This window comes from Brochothrix thermosphacta DSM 20171 = FSL F6-1036, assembly GCF_036884295.1.
GTDB classification, from domain to species: domain Bacteria; phylum Bacillota; class Bacilli; order Lactobacillales; family Listeriaceae; genus Brochothrix; species Brochothrix thermosphacta.
The window spans coordinates 324,594-341,915 of the sequence record NZ_CP145608.1 but is presented as its reverse complement, the minus strand read 5'-3'; the positions used below and the strand labels follow the sequence as shown (position 1 = coordinate 341,915).

Here is a 17,322-nt window from a genome sequence, read left to right as displayed (position 1 = left end):
ACTTACTGTCTCATACAATCGAGTCTCTATTTTTATCAAAATCATGAATGTCTTGATGATTTCGGCTTCCATAGGCAACGACCGAATAGTCTTTGAATTTTTCGGAATCAGTAGTAATCCAACTTTCTATTGGCGCTTTTTGATTATTTTCAATAAAAGCATCATATGCAACCTGAGAAACATTAACAGGTAAGTTATACTTAAAGCCTGAATTCCCGATATTTCTATCTGATGCGGAACCTGCTTTTTGTAATGTTGCTAATGCTTTTTTGAACTTGAACACTACAACTTGTCGAGATGCGTTATAATCAGCCGTCGCTGGCAATACTTCTGTCGTAATATCAATATCGTTACCTGGTTGAGGAACGTCAATATTGTATGGTGCACCTAATTTTTTTTCAGCTGCACTAACACCCTTACTAGAATCCAAAGTTACTCCTGCAGGTAGAACTACCCTCATAATTGCACCGTCAACATCTTCTTCTGGTGTTAGATTATTCGCGTAAACTGTAAAATTATTTGTCTTTCCAACTGTTAATGTAGAAGGGACATTGACAATCGTATTTAAGTTTAAATTGGGTTGTAAATTAACTTTTGCTTCAGATGTCTTTTCTTCGCTTATCGAACCATCTTTAAACTCAACTTCTTGGCTAGCAGTGTTTTGTATCGATTTAATGCTATGGTCAATTGTTTGATCAAAAATGTTCGCAAAAGAAGAAATACCGTTTACAATAATTTTCGGTTGTACATTCTCAGCTTTATCTTTTTCATTTACTACCGATACTTTCCAACCAGTTAAAACTTCACCCGGTTGTAAATCAATCTGTAAATCTGATTTGTCCGTTTGGGCATAATTAAGACTCCCTACAACATGAAAACCTATCTTTAAAACCGATTTAGCTTTTGCATCACTAGCGTTTCTCCAGCCGTTTTTATTTGTTTTATAACTCACAGTCAATTTTGTATCACCCTCTACAATCGGTGTATTTAACTGTATATTTATATTTGAAATTATAAAATGGCTCCAAAAAACCCCGTTCCCAAAACGATCCATACTGTCTTCAATTGTCATATTTTTAACACTTTTTTTCGAATTTTTATCTGCAACAAAACTACCATTCACCTCATAGTTAGAATAAATACTTCCTGATAACCATGTGTTGGTTAATATCTTTTTATCAAGACCGCTAGAATCATCCTCACCACTGGATAAGATTGGACCTTGTGCTTCACTAGGTTTCCCTACTATTTCTGTACTCTCAGGGTTATTATCATTAGCCGACATCGTTACGATGTTTTTAGGTGGCCTTGTATCATCAGGAAATTTATCTTCAGGATACTCCACTACTAGTGATGGTATTTCACCATCTTGTGAAGATAGGGAATTACCTGCACCGTAAAACTGTTTGTCCCTTTCCCAAATCGCTTTCCATCCTGTATTTTGATCACCTGTTATGATCCACTTACCACCCGAATTATTGCTACTCTTAATAATTGCACCTGCCGGGATGTTATCTTCTAATTTTAAATTTTGTAATGTAATTTCTTTATTAGAACCTACACGATTAACATTGAATGAATAGGTGACTAGTCGATTCGTTGAACCTGGGGCAGTGGCTGCTGTTTTATTAACAGCATAATCTGTTGTGCCGTGTAATGTTGTTTGTTGCTCTGATTGTGGTACCTTACCCGACACTGTTTCTGACCCTACAATTGATCCAGTAAGAATCTCACCATCATATCTATCATGAATATTAGCTTCACTACCGGCATCCGTGATGGGAACAATCGCAATCGTAAATTCAGCAATTGTTTTAGTAATCTCATTTAGCACAATATTGATTGTCCCGTCGTCATTGATTGTATACTCCTTTACAATCGAATCAGGACCTGTAACTATCCCTGAGTTTTCGCCATCTGAGGATAACTTATAACCCGAAGGAATCTTGAAAGTTAAGTTTACACCTGCAAGAGTATTCGTTGCATTTGCTGTCGAGTTTATTGTAACTTTATACGGAAACCCTAAATAATTTTCACCTGACGAAAAATCGACATCTTTTTGCGCACTTAAATTAACATCATATTCTAATGTTGCATTTTTAGTTCCCTTGTCGATGGGATCTTTCTCCGCGACAACTGATTTATTTAAAGAAGCTTTAGGCGTAGCATCTGCTTCTTTGGCCTTTTCTGCTTCTTTCTCATTTTTCACCTTTATTGTTACGCCTTCTAATTCTTTATCTTTTAGTAATCCATTTACTGTAAATTCACCTTCAGTAGAAGCTTTAAACTGGTATTCAATATGTTTTTTGTTGATGTTTTTTTCACTCACTAGTGTCAATGATTTTGGATATGAGATTTTGAAATCGGTAAGATCAACTTCATCTCCTTTTACATTCACTTTAAAAACTTCGTCAATTCCAACGTTTGTTTTTTCAGATGTAATGAGAACATCACTAGTTGGTTCATTTACATCGGCAATAACTGAAATAATTCCTATCTGGCTAATTGCAACAATCACTGCCACAATTATTAAGAGTTGTTTAGTCAATGATTCTTTAATTTTATGCATATTCTTTCCTCCAAAATTCTTAAATTTATTTTTCAAAATCATACAACGATTATTTGTATACTTTAATTAAGCTTAAACTATCAAAACAGTATATAAACTTAATACCCTAATATTTAGTGTAACGTAGTATATTCTTTTTTTTCTTTTTATTTTTTTATTATTTTTTTAAAAAACAAAAAAACATGTCGCAGTATCTGCAACATGTTTTTTCCTTCTTTAATTTATATTATTTACTTATTCTGCAAAAAAAACCGTTCCGGCTAATGAAGAGAAAAAACCACCTAAATACGTATCAGTATTATCATCTTCAATTTTTTCTCCTTGCATTATAGCTAATTGCTGCTCAATTTTTTTGAAATTTTTTTGTGTGTCATCTGGCTTGCTTTTTTTTTCTTTCACCATTTTTTTATTCCTGAAATTAATTTTAATAGAATCATTCGCACTATATGTATCAGCAGCTTGTACCGAATGAGGTAACATAATAATCGTGGCGCTCAAAAATATTATTGTGAAACCAATGAATTCATTTTGCTTTTTCACGTTGTTTCTCCCTTCGTATAAATACAAGCGTATTCCCAAAATTCTTCCAATCTTTATTAGTGGGTGGCTCTTTCCATATTATTTGATTACAAGATACAAACTCAGAATTATAATCTGATATATAAATCCGTTTTATCATCAGGTTTAGTACTAATATTTATGTCCATTGACTGAAACTGTAAAATATTATTTGATATATAGTCAGTATAAGTTTTTCCTCTTGAAAAGTCGATACATATATTAATACTTCTTGAAAGGTAAGAGATTGGTACTATCGTTATAATCGCAAAAAGATAATCATAAAACAATGTTTTTTTTGCACTTTCAGATTTAATAAATGCCGCCTTTTCAATAAATGAAATAACAAACTCAAAATATTCTGGATACACTTCTTCAAAGTACTTCCATTGGTTATCCGTTATAAAGGTATTTGTCGAATATTGAAAATATATCCAGCGAAAGTTAATACGATTGATATTCGCCATTAACTGAGGCAATATTTCACTATCATTAATTGCATTGATCTCCTGCAACAATTCTCTCACTATTTTTTCAGAAAAATCTGTACCTATCTTATTAACTAAGCGTATATTTGCTTTACCTATATCAGTATCTTCAATCGGTATGAAGTTTTCAGCATATAAAAACCGTGAAAAATAAAGTGTTTCTTGTATTTTTATATCCTTATCTTTCATAGGAATGTATTTTTGATAAGCTTTTAAAGTATCATTTTCACTATTGAAATCTGTAGAGGAGATTTCAACATAGTTTTCATTCTTAATCCTTTTATTAATAATCCTCATGAAAATATATATCTTTTCTTCCTGACTTAAAGGTATACTCCCTTTTAAATTTGAAATAATCTCTTCATGTTCTTTAATTTCATCTATTCTGACTTTAAATATATCTTTGCATCCATTAAAGAAAAAGTAATATACATCAAAATAAAGCAGTCTGATTTTTTCCTCATCACCTTGTATCTGTCCATTTTTTATTGATATAGATAACGGTTTTAACATACTAGATAATTTCTTTTTAACATCATATGCTTTTGATTCACTTATAAAAAACTTCTCTGCAAATTCTGCTAGACTTGTCTTCCTATAAAGTAATTCCTCAAACAAACAGAAATAGTATGATTTTCTCACATAACTTCTTCTCAAACGTATAATAGTTTCTTCGTTGATATTGGTTGCTGTTACAAAATGAATGTTAATAATTTCAAGTTTATTTAATTTGAGTTCAGCTAATTCAACATTTAATTCCTCAATCAAATTTTCAACTTTAAATCTTGATATACCCAAGTTTTTCATTAACGAATCTATCGGAAAGTAATGATTCATATCTGCTTCTAGAAAATGTATTAAATATAATTTATTACGATCATTTGTTTCTAAAAAATCATGCATATTTATCATCAAATTCTCTCCTCTTACGTTATTTTCTATCCGTATGGAATTTTAGCATTCTTTTTATTAAAGTACAAATTTTTATCATTCTTCTTTTATTTTATTATTTTCTAAAAAAAAAATGTTTTTTAAAAAATTATTTCATTTAAAATAAACAAGTAGTTTATTACAGCGTAGTAACGAAAACACTATATAAACAGTTATGGAGGTGTATTAATAGTATGTGTAACGAAAATACTTACAATGAAAAGTTCTGTATTTCATCATTTAGCAATAAAAATAATAAGGTTTATGTTATTGTTCGTATCCTAGAAAAAATTACCTTCCAAGAATTCATCGGAGCATTAGATTCCATTATCGATAAAGGCACCAATAGTATAAAACATCTCACTATTGAAGGACCTAATAGCTTCTCAATATCAAACAATGTATTAAATTATTCCTGCTGGAATAGCTTAGAAATATTAATTACATCAGATATAACAAATATACCACCTTATGCATTTAATAATGCAAAAAAACTACACCTCATCAAACTACAAAATGTCAAAGAAATTGGGGCATGGTCTTTTGCAAACACCTTATCATTAGAATTAGTCAAACTGACAAATCTAAAAAAGATTCACCCACAGGCATTTAAAAACTCTCATTATTATTTCTCCTGAAATGTTAATCTAAACAATAAAAAACCACAAAATAATAATCTTGTGGTTTTTTATTGTTTAGATTAATCTGCTCTTCTTTATTATACAATAAGTTCTGCTGGTTCAATTTGATAAATACCACCTAAAAACATCCCATAAAATACAGGTTTATCCAAACTAATAATATCAAATATTTTACCTTCAAACTTCAACCAATCTGACTCTGTTTCTTCATTACAAAGAATAACTTTTTGTTCAGAAGTATTAACAAGTAAAATGCCTTTATGGCAATAACACATTTGTGTGTATTGCACTTTTAATTGCAGTTGTTTAACCAATACCAACACATTATTTTCATAGCTATAATAAGAAAGTAGGCTGCCATCATCACTCAATGTTATAATTTCTTTTGTGCGTTTATTGATATCGATAGCCGAGATGGGCTCCTCTAAAAAATGGTGTGTTACAATAAGGCCTAACTTATCAAACAAGTAGATTTCTTTTGTTGGAAAGGGCATCGCAACTAACAGCTTATCATCATAAAACTGTGCGTGAACATCTAACCAATTTTCATTCTTTTTTTCTATCACTTCAAACACAGCAATCCAAGCTTCCCCAAACTTTGCTGCGATGTAATTTTCATCGTTAATAAGTTCTACAGGTCTTTGATTAGTTTTTTTATAGAGCTTGTTCCCATTATTAAAGTATAACGTGTTGCTCCTCGCAAACAGGTTCACACCCTCTTCAACGTACTGCACACAAATATCCCCCTTACATTTTTCTATAAACAAAAAGACGCACCCTATGAGTTACGCCTTCCTAGTTATAGAATCACTTACTGTTTTTATTAGATTGCTTCTTCAAGATTAAGTTTAGCTTGTAATTCAGAGAGTTCATAGTTTCTTACTTTACGTGGTAAGAAGCTGCGGATATCCTCTTGGTTAAAGCCTACTTCAAGTCTTTTTTCATCAATCAATATTGGACGTTTCATAATAGTTGGATTTTCAATCATTAGAGTGAAAAGTTCATCCAATGTATAGTTATCAATGTCTTTCTTTACATGTTGAAATGCTTTTGATTTTTGTGAAATCACATCATCAGTTCCATTTTCAGACAAGCTTAAAATCTCTTTTAATTGATCACGAGATAGTTTTTGTTTAAATAAGTTTTGTTCTTTAAATGGAATATTATGCTCTTTCAACCAAGCAACTGCTTTACGACAAGATGTACAACTTGGAGTAGTATATATTGTTACCATATTCCAGCACCCCTTTCGATTTTAAAAGGCTTCATTGAGATATAACAAATACTTCTTTAGCATTTCCCTTTTTTTTCAAAAATAAACATTTTTAAAAGTTAAAAGTTAAATATCTCTTGAGTCAATTATAACGCTTATACCCCCTAGTTGTCTAGGGGGTATCTGTTATTCCGACTTTTCAACTCAGAATTATTCTGCATAATTTGTTCACTTTATTTTTTAAAAATCGATGTAAAGCCACGCCCTCTATAGCTTGAATTGGATTCATCTTTTTTTGAATTTTTAAAATACATATCTATTTTGGGATGCGAAAAAGTTTATTTGTTTTTGAAAAAATGTTGATTTGTCAAAAAAAGTCAGATACTAACCTGTCATGTGATTTAACTAAAGAACACATTGAATAAGACTATTTATTTTATTTCAACATAACCTTTTTCCTTCGCTTCATTAATTAAGCGTGATACTTTTGATTTCGATAAATTATTTTTTTAGCAATTTCACTTTGTTTCAATCCACTAAGATAATAATCTTCCATCACATTTTTCATCTCTTTTAATTCATCTGAATGCTCTTATTCTCAAATTAAATTCATAAAAAAATCTATAATTTAGTGCGTCGCTGACTATATGTCGCTAGCACACTAAATTATAGAACATGATATATATTTATAAATTAAAAATCAGATGAACACGTTGGGATATTAGCAAAAGATTGGTACTCTTAAGTAATTAACATAAGGATTGGCACTCGCCTGCTCTAAGGAATTAACACTCAATTGCTTGAAGGTTTGGTACTCTCGTAAAGCGAATAAATTCGCAACGATAAAGGCATAAGGATTGGTACTCGCTTGCGCTCCGTCCCATACTGTCTTTGTAAGCTCATATATTCGCAACAATGTCAGCACCCCTACTGTTCTCGTAAAGCGGATAAATCCGCTACGATAACAGTAACAAGGACAGCAAAAAAGCCTCACCCTTGCGGGAGTGAGGCTTTTCCTATTAGTCATTTATTATTTGTTGATGTTGTAGAATGTTGCTTTACCATGGTATTCAGCTAAATCTTCTAATTCATCTTCGATACGTAATAATTGGTTGTATTTTGCAATACGGTCAGTACGTGATAATGAACCAGTTTTGATTTGTCCAGCGTTTAAAGCTACAGAGATATCAGCGATTGTTGAATCTTCTGTTTCACCTGAACGGTGAGAGATAACTGCTGTATAACCAGCACGTTTAGCCATTTCGATTGCATCAAATGTTTCTGTTAATGTACCGATTTGGTTAACTTTGATAAGGATTGAGTTAGCGATTCCTTTTTCAATACCTTCAGCTAATTTTTCAGTGTTTGTAACGAATAAATCGTCACCAACTAATTGAACTTTGTCGCCTAAAGCAACAGTTAATTCTTTGAAACCATCCCAGTCATTTTCATCTAAGCCATCTTCGATAGATACGATTGGGTATTTTTCGCATAAGTTTTTGTAAAGATCGATCATTTCAGCAGTTGTTTTTTCGCCTTCGCCAGAATCAGCTAATACGTAAACACCTTTTTCTTTGTCGTAGAATTCAGAAGAAGCTGCATCCATAGCAAGTAATACGTCTTCACCTGGTTTGTAACCAGCTGCTTCGATTGCTTCGATGATAACTTCAAATCCTTCTTCGTTTGAACCAAGGTTAGGAGCGAAACCACCTTCGTCACCTACAGAAGTAGCTAAACCTTTTGATTTCAAGATAGAAGCTAATGCGTGGAAGATTTCTGCACCCATACGTAATGCTTCTTTGAATGAAGGAGCGCCAACTGGCATAATCATGAACTCTTGGAAGTCGATGCTGTTATCAGCATGAGAACCACCGTTGATGATGTTCATCATTGGTACAGGTAATACTTTACCGTTTGTTCCACCAAGATATTTGTAAAGAGGCATACCTAATTCGTCTGCTGCTGCACGTGCTGCTGCAATTGAAACACCTAAAATAGCGTTTGCTCCGAGGTTACCTTTGTTTTTAGTACCATCTAATTTAATCATTAATTTGTCAAGTGCTGGTTGGTCAGTTACATCCATACCAATGATTTTTTCAGAGATTGTAGTGTTAACGTTTGCTACTGCTTTAGTAACACCTTTACCTAAGTAACGTGATTTATCGCCATCACGTAATTCAACTGCTTCATACTCACCAGTTGATGCTCCTGAAGGAACGATTCCGCGGCCAAAGCCGCCTGCTTCTGTGAATACTTCTACTTCTACTGTTGGGTTACCACGTGAGTCTAAGACTTCGCGTGCATATACATCGATAATAGCTGACATAATATAATTCTCTCCTTTTAAGTTAAGTTATTTTATTTACATTTCTATTCTACCTTGTTTTTTCTCAAAAACAAAATCAAGTGATGTTTTATTTGATAATGAGTGATTCTCCAGTCATTTCAACTGGTTTTTTGACGTCTAATAAATCTAACATCGTTGGTGCAACATCCGCTAAGCGTCCGCCTTCACGTAATGTCACGCCTTTTTTAGTGACAATCACAGGTACTGGCACAGTTGTATGTGCAGTGTGTGGTTCGCCTTCAGGCGTTGTCATTGTTTCAGAATTACCATGATCTGCGAAGATAATCGCTGCTCCACCTTTTGCAAGGATAGCATCTACAACGCGACCAAGGTTTTCATCCACGGCTTCAATTGCTTTGATTGTTGGTTCAACCATACCTGAATGGCCTACCATGTCTGGATTGGCAAAATTCAAGATAATGGCATCGTTCTTATCAGCTTCGATGTCTGCAACCAGCGCATCAGCCACTTCATAAGCACTCATTTCCGGTTGTAAATCGTATGTTTCAACTTTTGGCGAGTTGATTAAAATACGACTTTCTCCCGGGAATTCCTCGTTACGTCCACCATTCATAAAGAAAGTAACGTGAGGGTATTTCTCAGTTTCGGCAATGCGTAATTGTGCTAACCCTTCATTTGATAACACTTCACCTAAAACATTAGTCATCGGCATTGGCGCAAACGCCACTTCCGCATCAATGCTTGGGTTATATAATGTCATTGTAATGAATTTCACATTGTCGATATGTCCTTTACGATCAAAGAATTCCCATTCTTTGTCAGTGAAGGCATTTGATAATTGAATTGCGCGGTCTGGACGGAAGTTAAAGAAAATAACAGCGTCGTTCTCGCTAAGTTTTGCAACTGGTTGACCATCTTTTGTGATGACAGTTGGCACTACAAATTCGTCTGTTTTTCCAGCAGCATAAGAAGCTTCAACTGCTTCTTTTGCGGATACTGCTGTTTCTCCTACACCGTTTGCGATAGCGTTGTATGCTTTTTCAACACGTTCCCAACGTTTATCACGGTCCATTGCATAAAAACGACCAGAAACTGTAGCAATTTCGCCGTAACCAAGTTTAGCAATAGCTTCATTAACAGTGTCAATGTAACCTAATGCCGAACGAGGTGCTACGTCACGTCCATCTAAGAAAAGATGTAGATAAACGTTTTTTACGCCTTGCTCTTTTGCTGTGCTTAATAGTGATAGCATATGATTAATATGGCTATGAACACCACCATCTGACAACAAGCCAAACAAGTGTAAGTTTGAATCATTTTCTTTCGTATGAGTAAAGGCTTTGTTTAGGATAGGGTTCGTTTGGAACTCACCGTCAGCAATTGCTTTATCAATACGAGTTAAACTTTGGTAGACGATACGTCCTGCACCAATGTTTGTGTGGCCTACTTCAGAGTTCCCCATTTGGCCTTCTGGAAGCCCAACATCTAAGCCGGCAGCTTTCAATTGACCATGTGGAAATTCAGCCATGTAACGATCGAAGTTTGGTTTATTAGCAAGTGCTACTGCATTACCTACAGTTTCATTACGTAAACCAAAGCCATCCAAAATAATAATTGCAACAGGGGATTTACTCATTATTTAGCACCTTCTAATAATGCTAAGAATGAAGCAGATTCAAGGCTTGCGCCACCAACTAAAGCGCCATCAATGTCGCTTTGAGCCATATATGATGCAATGTTTTCTGGTTTAACAGAACCACCGTATTGAATACGTACTGCTGCTGCAGCTGCTGGAGAAACAGCTTCTGCTACAACTTCACGAATAGCAGCACATGTTTCGTTTGCTAATTCAGCTGTTGAAGATTTACCAGTTCCGATTGCCCAGATTGGTTCGTAAGCAATAACAGATGCTTTTACTTGGTCTTCAGTTAAGCCAGCTAAAGCTGCTTTAACTTGTCCACCAACAAAATCATTTGTAATACCAGCATCACGTTGCTCTAATGTTTCACCACAGCAGATGATTGGTGTCATACCATGTTTTAAGATAGCATGCGCTTTTTTGTTAACAGCTTCGTCAGTTTCGTTGAAAAACTCACGACGCTCAGAGTGACCGATAACAACATAGTTAACGCCTAAATCAGCAATTGCGAATGGGCTGTTTTCACCAGTGAAAGCACCCTCATCTTCAAAATGGCTGTTTTGAGCAGCAACTCGTAATTCAGTTCCTTCTGTTAAACGACTAACTTCTTGTAAGAAAAGAGCAGGAACTGCTACAACTGAATCAATTTCAGTGTGTGACGGTACATTGCCTTTTACTTCTTCAATAAATTGTGCCGCTTTAGCAGCTGTTTTATTCATTTTCCAGTTACCTGCAATAATTGGTTTACGCATTAATAAAACTCCCTTTCAGCTTAAATGATTGTTCGTTCTTATTTGTTGTTTAATGCTTCAACGCCTGGTAATACTTTACCTTCGATAAACTCAAGTGAAGCACCACCACCAGTTGAAATATGGCTCATTTTATCTGCTAAGTGGAATTTTTCAGCTGCTGCTGCAGAATCTCCACCACCGATAATTGAGTATGCATCTGAATCAGCTAATGCTTGAGCAACACCTTTAGTACCGTCAGCAAAAGCGTTTAATTCAAATACACCCATTGGTCCGTTCCAGATAACTAATTTAGATTCTGAAATGACTTTGCTGTATAATTCAACAGTTTTTGGTCCGATATCAAGAGCTTCCCAGTCAGCTGGAATTTCAGTAATTGGTACAACTTTACGCGGTACGTCTTCACCAAATCCATCAGCGACAACAACATCGATTGGCTCCAAGAATTTCACGCCTTTTTCTTCTGCTTTTTTAAGGAAAGAAAGCGCTAAGTCTTGTTTGTCAGCTTCAAGTAATGATTTACCAATTTCAAGGCCTTTAGCTTTAGCGAAAGTATATGCTAAACCTCCACCAATGATTAAGTTATCTACTTTATCAAGCAAGTTTTCGATTACGCCGATTTTATCTTTAACTTTAGCGCCACCGATAATTGCTGTGAATGGACGATCAGGGTTTTCCATTGCTTTGCTAAGAACTTCTAACTCTTTTTCCATTAAGAAACCAGCAACTGCAGGAATCTCATGAGCAATACCAGTTGTAGAAGCGTGCGCACGGTGAGCTGCACCGAAAGCATCGTTTACAAAGATATCTGCTAATGAAGCAAATTCTTTTGCTAATTTAGGATCATTTTTTGTTTCTCCTGGGTAGAAACGAACATTTTCAAGAACTAAAATGTCACCATCGTTCATTGTTTCAATTTCAGCTTTAACGCCAGCACCATATGCTTCATCTACTTTTTTAACTTCTTTACCAAGTAAGTCAGCTAAGTGTTTTGCTGGTTCGTTTAAGCGTAATTCTTCTACAACTTCACCGTTAGGGCGACCTAAGTGACTTGCTAATAAAACTTTAGCGCCGTTGTCTGCTAAATACTTAATTGTTGGTAACGCTGCACGGATACGAGTATCGTCAGAAATTTTACCATCTTGTAGTGGCACGTTAAAATCAACGCGAGTGAAGACAACTTTACCTTTAACATCGATGTCACGAATTGTTTTTTTGTTCATGTGTCATAGCCTCCAGTTTTATTATATAATTCATCGCTTTTAAACGACTATTGAACAAAAGCGGAAACTCTCGTTTCCGCTAATATTCATATCTTATGCGAATGTATATAGCTCAGATAGTTATTATTTAGATAATTTAGCAAAGTAAGCTAAAGTACGAACTAATTGTGCAGTGTATGACATTTCGTTGTCGTACCATGCTACAGTTTTAACTAATTGAGTATCTCCAACAGTCATAACTTTAGTTTGTGTTTCATCAAATAATGAACCATAAGTAATACCTACGATATCAGAAGAAACGATTGGGTCATTTGTGTAACCGAATGTTTCTGGAATTGCGTCAGAAGCAGCTTTCATAGCAGCGTTTACTTCTTCAACAGTAACTTTTTTGTCTAAAACAGTTACTAATTCAGTTAATGAACCTGTAGGAACTGGAACACGTTGAGCAGCACCGTCTAATTTACCAACTAATGATGGTAATACTAAACCGATTGCTTTAGCAGCACCAGTAGTGTTTGGAACAATGTTAGCTGCAGCAGCACGTGCACGACGTAAATCACCGTTACGGTTTGGAGCATCTAATGTGTTTTGGTCACCTGTGTAAGCGTGGATAGTAGTCATTAAACCAGAAGTGATTCCGAAAGAATCTTCTAAAGTTTTAGCCATTGGAGCTAAACAGTTAGTAGTACATGAAGCACCAGAAACAACTGTTTCAGAACCGTCTAATTCACTGTGGTTAACGTTATAAACGATTGTTTTCATGTCGCCTGAAGCAGGTGCAGAGATAACAACTTTTTTAGCGCCACCTTTTAAGTGTAATTCAGCTTTTTCTTGAGTAGTGAAGAAACCAGTACATTCTAATACGATATCAACGCCTAAGTCTCCCCAAGGGATTTGAGCTGGATCTGGTTGAGCAGAAACAACTAATTTTTTACCGTTAACGTTGAAGAAACCATCGTTCACTTCAACTTCGCCGTCAAAACGACCTTGAGTTGTATCATATTTTAACAAATGTGCTAATTGTGAAGCATCAGTTAAATCGTTGATTGCCACAACTTCTAAACCTTCTACGTTTTGAATACGACGGAACGCTAAACGACCAATACGTCCGAAACCATTAATACCTACTTTTACTGTCATGAGTAAATTCCTCCTTCAATGATTGAAAGTTCTATATTTTAAAAGGGTTAGCCTTCTAAAAGCTTATGTGCCGCGCCCTCATCTGTGAATAATATCGCATGATAAGGGGCGTGTTTGACAAATGACGCGATGGCTTTCGCCTTGGACTTACCACCAGCACCAATAAAAACGTGTGGGATATTCGTTAACTCTCCAAGTTGTAATCCAATCGTCGGCACTTGATATACTACATTCCCTTTTTCATCAAAATAATAACCAAAAGCTTCACCAACGGCTTGCTTTTCTTTGATGATCTCGAGAGTGTTGTTACCTGAATGCCTACGCTGCGTCATTGTCACTGCATCCCCAATACCGTGTAGCACTGCATTTGCTGAATGCAACAAATTCAATGTATCACGTACTGTTGGTTCTGCAAGTAATGAGCGGTACGTCGATTCTGTCACTTGTTCAGGAACATAGAGTGCCCGGTGACGTGTGAGTGTTTTCTCAGCTAATCGAGAACAAATTGTGTTGGCTTGATTTCTTAAATCTTCACCTAAACCGCCTCGGGCTGGGACAAACAATAAATCGCGTCCGTTTGCAAAATTTGATGGTGCAATCCCAGCAATTTCAGCCATCGTTGTTCCACCATTGACGGCAATAACATCACCATCAATTAAAACTTTGTCCAATTCGTTAACCATTTCACGACACAGATCTTGTTTTACCCAAGATGCTGAGTCGCTATCGCCTTGAACAATGACCACTCTTGCGATGCCTAGCTTCTCAGCTAAAGCTTCTTCGAGTTGTCTGATTTCAGATGTTTCATCAATAACCGAAATCAATTGATGATACACTTCCTTACCTGTATCTGTGATAGACATGCCAGCAGACGCCATTGTAATCAGTTGTTGTTCCTTCAAAAAAGCAACTTCTGTACGTAAGACTCTTTCGGACATGTCGAGCATCTCTGCAAGCGCACGTCTTCCGATTGGCTGCGAAAAGTAAATCGATCTTAAAATCCGATATCTCTTTTGCATAACCATGAACATGTCTGGTACTAAACGTTTTTGAACTTTCAACAAATCATGCATGTTCAGGCATCCCTCGCTATCTGGACGTTTTTTGACCCAGCGGTCATTTTCGCGTCCCACTATAGGTAAAAAAAATGAAACACTATAAGTTATACCTGTGCAACAAGTATTAACTTACACCATTATAATAACAGATATAACATAATATTTCAACTAGTAACTAGAATTAATCGTAAAGCTACTGACAATAAAAGTACACATTCAAGCTATCTCTTCTCTGTTGAGTCAACGCTATGCAAAGATATTATGATATGACATCTCATAATCCACATGTTACTATAGAAGAAAGTGATTTTTAGAGGGGGTTTAAACATGGCTTGGCTAAAAAAAGGCTGGTATTATATCTTACCCATATTAGCATTGGTCTTCACTGCACTCAGTGACCAAAAAATAGATCGTAGTTTATTGTTAATTGTTATCGGTGTGCTTCTATTAATGGTATTAATGGATATTAGTAAATACCGTATGTCTCAGGCAAAGAAAAAAACACCTGTTGATAAAAAACAGAAATAGCCCAAGGTGTTAGCGACCTCTCGCTAGCGCTTTTTTTATGCTGTAAATTAAGAAGAACAACCGCACTGTACTGTTTTTTCACCTAAAGTACGATATTTTGCATCAAAAAACACTTCTTACGCATTCAGAAAACTGAATTTACAAGAAGTGTTTTTGTTTATCACATTTTACTGTGATAATTTAATACGACTAGCATCACTTAGTTTTGTTCACGTGATGCAATAATTTCATTTGTTAATTCTGCTTCAATAACAGCGTTGTTCTCTTTTACAATACCTGGGATTAAGAATAAATCAACGATTACCCATACACCTGTTATTAATCCGAAAGAAAACAAACCGATGATTAACATCGCAATAGCAGATCCTTTACGACCTAAATAAAAACGATGGATTCCTAAAATACCTACAAATATTGCTAAAACATATGCTAAAACGATATTTTTTCCCTTTTTTGCAACTTCAGAATTAACTAAAAGTTGTTCTTCAATACTTAAATTATTATTCATTATAGATTACCCCCAATAAGTTAGTTTAACCTATCTAACGTTACTATAAAAAGCCCTATTATACAATAGTGTTTTAAAAACATTATACATAATAATCATTTTCGGGCTATTTCGAACTCGATTATTAGTATCTATCTTAACTTTTCATTCTTATTTTCTTAGCTGAATTAGTATTTTGAAATCAAACTAAACTCAATACTTGATTACGAAATCCAATAAATGCGGATAATCGACCTTGAATTTATTTTCAATATGTAAGGTTATATCGTCTAACGTTAGTAAGTCAGCTGAATCCCCCTTTTCGCCCAATATGTATATCTCATCTTTGGTGTTATCATATGACATTAAACGTATCGATTCATACGAACCTTTGATAGGTATTTCTTTAAAAGATAAAGTATCTATATCTATTAACAAAAGAAGCGCCGTTTTTGAATGAGATACCGTATATAACGCCTCATGTTTGTTGATAAATAACGGTTTATTTTCAATATCAATACTATAGCCCTTATCGAGCTGTTCAGACGTTAAAAACTTGTGATGCGTAACGCGCATGTCTTTATCATACTTATAGAAAACACCACTATCAGATAAGAAGAACATAAAATCATCATTTGTATAAAAAGGTAGATACGAAGCAGTCGTATCATTCTCAGGATTTAAAAATTTAAATTCCCCCGTTTCTAGATTAGTTGAAACAATGCCCTTCCCAGTGAACTCATCTTTTTTATTCAATGTAAGATTAGCACCATAAAACACATTATTATTAAACCCTAGTAACGGTGTATATGCCGGTGAAGCACCATAAGGCGTTTCGACAGTTTTTTCTGAATCGATATTAGAAATAGAAACATTGAAAAGACCATCCTTTTCGTTTTTCTCTCCCGTTTCATGCGATAAAATGGTTGAAAAATTCAACTGTTTACCATAGTGAAAAACATTAGACACCCCTAGCGGTTCCTTAAAGTAGTCTATTTTTTTCTTTGCAAAAGTCTTTGTATCTAAATCAAACTCATAGAAAAAATTTTCGATTTTTGCCTCACCAAATAAACTCAAATAAATTGTATTGGGATAAAGCGGATTTTGAAAAGGTTCTGCGCGTCTAAAATCAGCATCCTCAATCGAAAAAACGTTTATAACTTCACCTGCATTATCCACTTCTTTTACATAGGTTTTCAACTGTGACACCCTATTATCAGACGGATAAAATAAAAATAAATTACCTGATGAACCCGGCTTAAAGTTCGTTATTTTTTCAGAAGTAATTTCCTTCGTTTCTGGTTGAGAACATCCAGCTAAGATAACGATGAAAATAAGCAAAAGAATTTTCAACTTCATAAGACACCCCTTCTATTAAATTTAAAAACTAGTAAGCGGACGGTAATTTCGAACCCCAGTTTTTAACTTCTCTTGTGTTTAAATCATCTTTAATATTTGATGGCGTTACATAAAAATTCAAGATATCAGCTCTCAGATCATATCCTTGTTTATCCAACATTTTGTGAGTAAGTTTCGAACAATACCAACTGGATTCATTAGTCAAAGCTGTTTTAAGTTTATAAGGCTCTCCTTTTTGCTTTAAGCCCTATGCAACTGCCGATTTTCTTTTAGCTGTTGTCGCATTTTTTCCTAATTTAGAAGTTACTTTATATTGTTTGATTTTACTCGCACCTTTCCACAGGTTTGTTCTGTTCCAGTTTTGCAGCAGTAATACTAGCCGTATATTTGTTGCACTTATAAACCACTTTAACATATAAATACCTATTAAAA

17 protein-coding genes are annotated in these 17,322 nt (G+C 34.8%); 2 read left to right on the top strand and 15 right to left on the bottom strand.

All coding sequences use genetic code 11. The features are described 5' to 3' along the window. Positions 1–10: 10 nt before the first annotated feature. The 3 genes from V6S17_RS01785 to V6S17_RS01775 all read right to left on the bottom strand — a co-directional run bounded on the left by V6S17_RS01785 (position 11) and on the right by V6S17_RS01775 (position 4,527). On the bottom strand, positions 11–2,569 hold the full coding sequence (locus V6S17_RS01785; RefSeq protein WP_029091900.1) for a hypothetical protein: 2,559 nt from the start codon (positions 2,567–2,569) through the stop codon (positions 11–13). 234 nt (positions 2,570–2,803) lie between these two features. Further along, a complete protein-coding gene (locus V6S17_RS01780) occupies positions 2,804–3,109 on the bottom strand; it encodes a hypothetical protein (RefSeq protein ID WP_029091899.1) in 306 nt (101 codons plus the stop codon). Between the two features lie 107 nt (positions 3,110–3,216). Continuing rightward, entirely contained in the window at positions 3,217–4,527 is a 1,311-nt protein-coding gene (locus V6S17_RS01775; protein ID WP_029091898.1) for a helix-turn-helix domain-containing protein, read from the bottom strand. Between the two features lie 212 nt (positions 4,528–4,739). Between V6S17_RS01775 and V6S17_RS01770 the strand changes: the two genes are divergently transcribed. After that, complete coding sequence (locus V6S17_RS01770) at positions 4,740–5,183, top strand: leucine-rich repeat protein (RefSeq protein ID WP_029091897.1); 444 nt, start codon at positions 4,740–4,742, stop codon at positions 5,181–5,183. An 80-nt stretch (positions 5,184–5,263) separates the two neighbouring features. On the opposite strand, the gene V6S17_RS01765 is transcribed toward V6S17_RS01770, so the two are convergent. The 9 genes from V6S17_RS01765 to V6S17_RS01725 form a co-directional block, all read right to left on the bottom strand. Beyond that, positions 5,264–5,920, bottom strand: coding sequence for a hypothetical protein (locus V6S17_RS01765; protein WP_029091896.1), 657 nt, complete (start codon positions 5,918–5,920; stop codon positions 5,264–5,266). A gap of 89 nt (positions 5,921–6,009) precedes the next feature. After that, on the bottom strand, positions 6,010–6,420 hold the full coding sequence (spx, locus tag V6S17_RS01760; RefSeq protein ID WP_029091895.1) for a transcriptional regulator Spx: 411 nt from the start codon (positions 6,418–6,420) through the stop codon (positions 6,010–6,012). A gap of 700 nt (positions 6,421–7,120) precedes the next feature. After that, complete coding sequence (locus tag V6S17_RS01755; RefSeq protein WP_141690167.1) at positions 7,121–7,315, bottom strand: hypothetical protein; 195 nt, start codon at positions 7,313–7,315, stop codon at positions 7,121–7,123. A 114-nt stretch (positions 7,316–7,429) separates the two neighbouring features. After that, positions 7,430–8,725 (bottom strand): phosphopyruvate hydratase, encoded by a 1,296-nt coding sequence (gene eno / locus V6S17_RS01750; protein ID WP_029091894.1) that lies wholly within the window; start codon positions 8,723–8,725, stop codon positions 7,430–7,432. An 88-nt stretch (positions 8,726–8,813) separates the two neighbouring features. After that, on the bottom strand, positions 8,814–10,343 hold the full coding sequence (gene gpmI, locus V6S17_RS01745; RefSeq protein WP_029091893.1) for a 2,3-bisphosphoglycerate-independent phosphoglycerate mutase: 1,530 nt from the start codon (positions 10,341–10,343) through the stop codon (positions 8,814–8,816). Continuing rightward, positions 10,343–11,098, bottom strand: coding sequence for a triose-phosphate isomerase (gene tpiA, locus V6S17_RS01740; RefSeq protein WP_029091892.1), 756 nt, complete (start codon positions 11,096–11,098; stop codon positions 10,343–10,345). The genes gpmI and tpiA overlap by 1 nt, the downstream gene beginning before the upstream one ends. 38 nt (positions 11,099–11,136) lie before the next feature. Then, positions 11,137–12,318 carry a phosphoglycerate kinase gene (locus V6S17_RS01735; protein WP_029091891.1) on the bottom strand — a complete coding sequence of 394 codons (1,182 nt, stop codon included), beginning with the start codon at positions 12,316–12,318 and terminating at the stop codon, positions 11,137–11,139. Positions 12,319–12,441: 123 nt separating this feature from the next. After that, positions 12,442–13,458, bottom strand: coding sequence for a type I glyceraldehyde-3-phosphate dehydrogenase (gap, locus tag V6S17_RS01730; RefSeq protein ID WP_029091890.1), 1,017 nt, complete (start codon positions 13,456–13,458; stop codon positions 12,442–12,444). A gap of 47 nt (positions 13,459–13,505) precedes the next feature. Continuing rightward, on the bottom strand, positions 13,506–14,531 hold the full coding sequence (locus V6S17_RS01725; RefSeq protein WP_029091889.1) for a sugar-binding transcriptional regulator: 1,026 nt from the start codon (positions 14,529–14,531) through the stop codon (positions 13,506–13,508). 312 nt (positions 14,532–14,843) lie between these two features. On the opposite strand from V6S17_RS01725, the gene V6S17_RS01720 reads away from it, so the two are divergent. After that, a complete protein-coding gene (locus V6S17_RS01720) occupies positions 14,844–15,044 on the top strand; it encodes a hypothetical protein (RefSeq protein WP_029091888.1) in 201 nt (66 codons plus the stop codon). 199 nt (positions 15,045–15,243) lie between these two features. On the opposite strand, the gene V6S17_RS01715 is transcribed toward V6S17_RS01720, so the two are convergent. From V6S17_RS01715 to V6S17_RS01705, 3 genes are all read right to left on the bottom strand, one after another. Then, positions 15,244–15,552: a TM2 domain-containing protein gene (locus V6S17_RS01715; RefSeq protein ID WP_029091887.1), complete on the bottom strand. Its 309-nt coding sequence runs from the start codon at positions 15,550–15,552 to the stop codon at positions 15,244–15,246. Between the two features lie 192 nt (positions 15,553–15,744). After that, a complete protein-coding gene (locus V6S17_RS01710) occupies positions 15,745–16,890 on the bottom strand; it encodes a hypothetical protein (RefSeq protein ID WP_029091886.1) in 1,146 nt (381 codons plus the stop codon). Between the two features lie 247 nt (positions 16,891–17,137). Next, positions 17,138–17,305: a hypothetical protein gene (locus V6S17_RS01705; RefSeq protein ID WP_161633712.1), complete on the bottom strand. Its 168-nt coding sequence runs from the start codon at positions 17,303–17,305 to the stop codon at positions 17,138–17,140. Positions 17,306–17,322 lie beyond the last annotated feature (17 nt).

Excerpts from the sequence above, each read along its gene's own strand:
- V6S17_RS01785 (WP_029091900.1), bottom strand. The coding sequence starts at position 2,569 with ATGCATAAAATTAAAGAATCATTGACTAAACAACTCTTAATAATTGTG.
- eno (WP_029091894.1), bottom strand. The coding sequence starts at position 8,725 with ATGTCAGCTATTATCGATGTATATGCACGCGAAGTCTTAGACTCACGT.
- tpiA (WP_029091892.1), bottom strand. The coding sequence starts at position 11,098 with ATGCGTAAACCAATTATTGCAGGTAACTGGAAAATGAATAAAACAGCT.
- spx (WP_029091895.1), bottom strand. The coding sequence starts at position 6,420 with ATGGTAACAATATATACTACTCCAAGTTGTACATCTTGTCGTAAAGCA.
- V6S17_RS01715 (WP_029091887.1), bottom strand. The coding sequence starts at position 15,552 with ATGAATAATAATTTAAGTATTGAAGAACAACTTTTAGTTAATTCTGAA.
- V6S17_RS01770 (WP_029091897.1), top strand. The coding sequence starts at position 4,740 with ATGTGTAACGAAAATACTTACAATGAAAAGTTCTGTATTTCATCATTT.
- gap (WP_029091890.1), bottom strand. The coding sequence starts at position 13,458 with ATGACAGTAAAAGTAGGTATTAATGGTTTCGGACGTATTGGTCGTTTA.
- V6S17_RS01735 (WP_029091891.1), bottom strand. The coding sequence starts at position 12,318 with ATGAACAAAAAAACAATTCGTGACATCGATGTTAAAGGTAAAGTTGTC.
- V6S17_RS01725 (WP_029091889.1), bottom strand. The coding sequence starts at position 14,531 with ATGCATGATTTGTTGAAAGTTCAAAAACGTTTAGTACCAGACATGTTC.
- V6S17_RS01705 (WP_161633712.1), bottom strand. The coding sequence starts at position 17,305 with ATGTTAAAGTGGTTTATAAGTGCAACAAATATACGGCTAGTATTACTG.
- gpmI (WP_029091893.1), bottom strand. The coding sequence starts at position 10,343 with ATGAGTAAATCCCCTGTTGCAATTATTATTTTGGATGGCTTTGGTTTA.
- V6S17_RS01720 (WP_029091888.1), top strand. The coding sequence starts at position 14,844 with ATGGCTTGGCTAAAAAAAGGCTGGTATTATATCTTACCCATATTAGCA.
- V6S17_RS01710 (WP_029091886.1), bottom strand. The coding sequence starts at position 16,890 with ATGAAGTTGAAAATTCTTTTGCTTATTTTCATCGTTATCTTAGCTGGA.
- V6S17_RS01775 (WP_029091898.1), bottom strand. The coding sequence starts at position 4,527 with ATGATAAATATGCATGATTTTTTAGAAACAAATGATCGTAATAAATTA.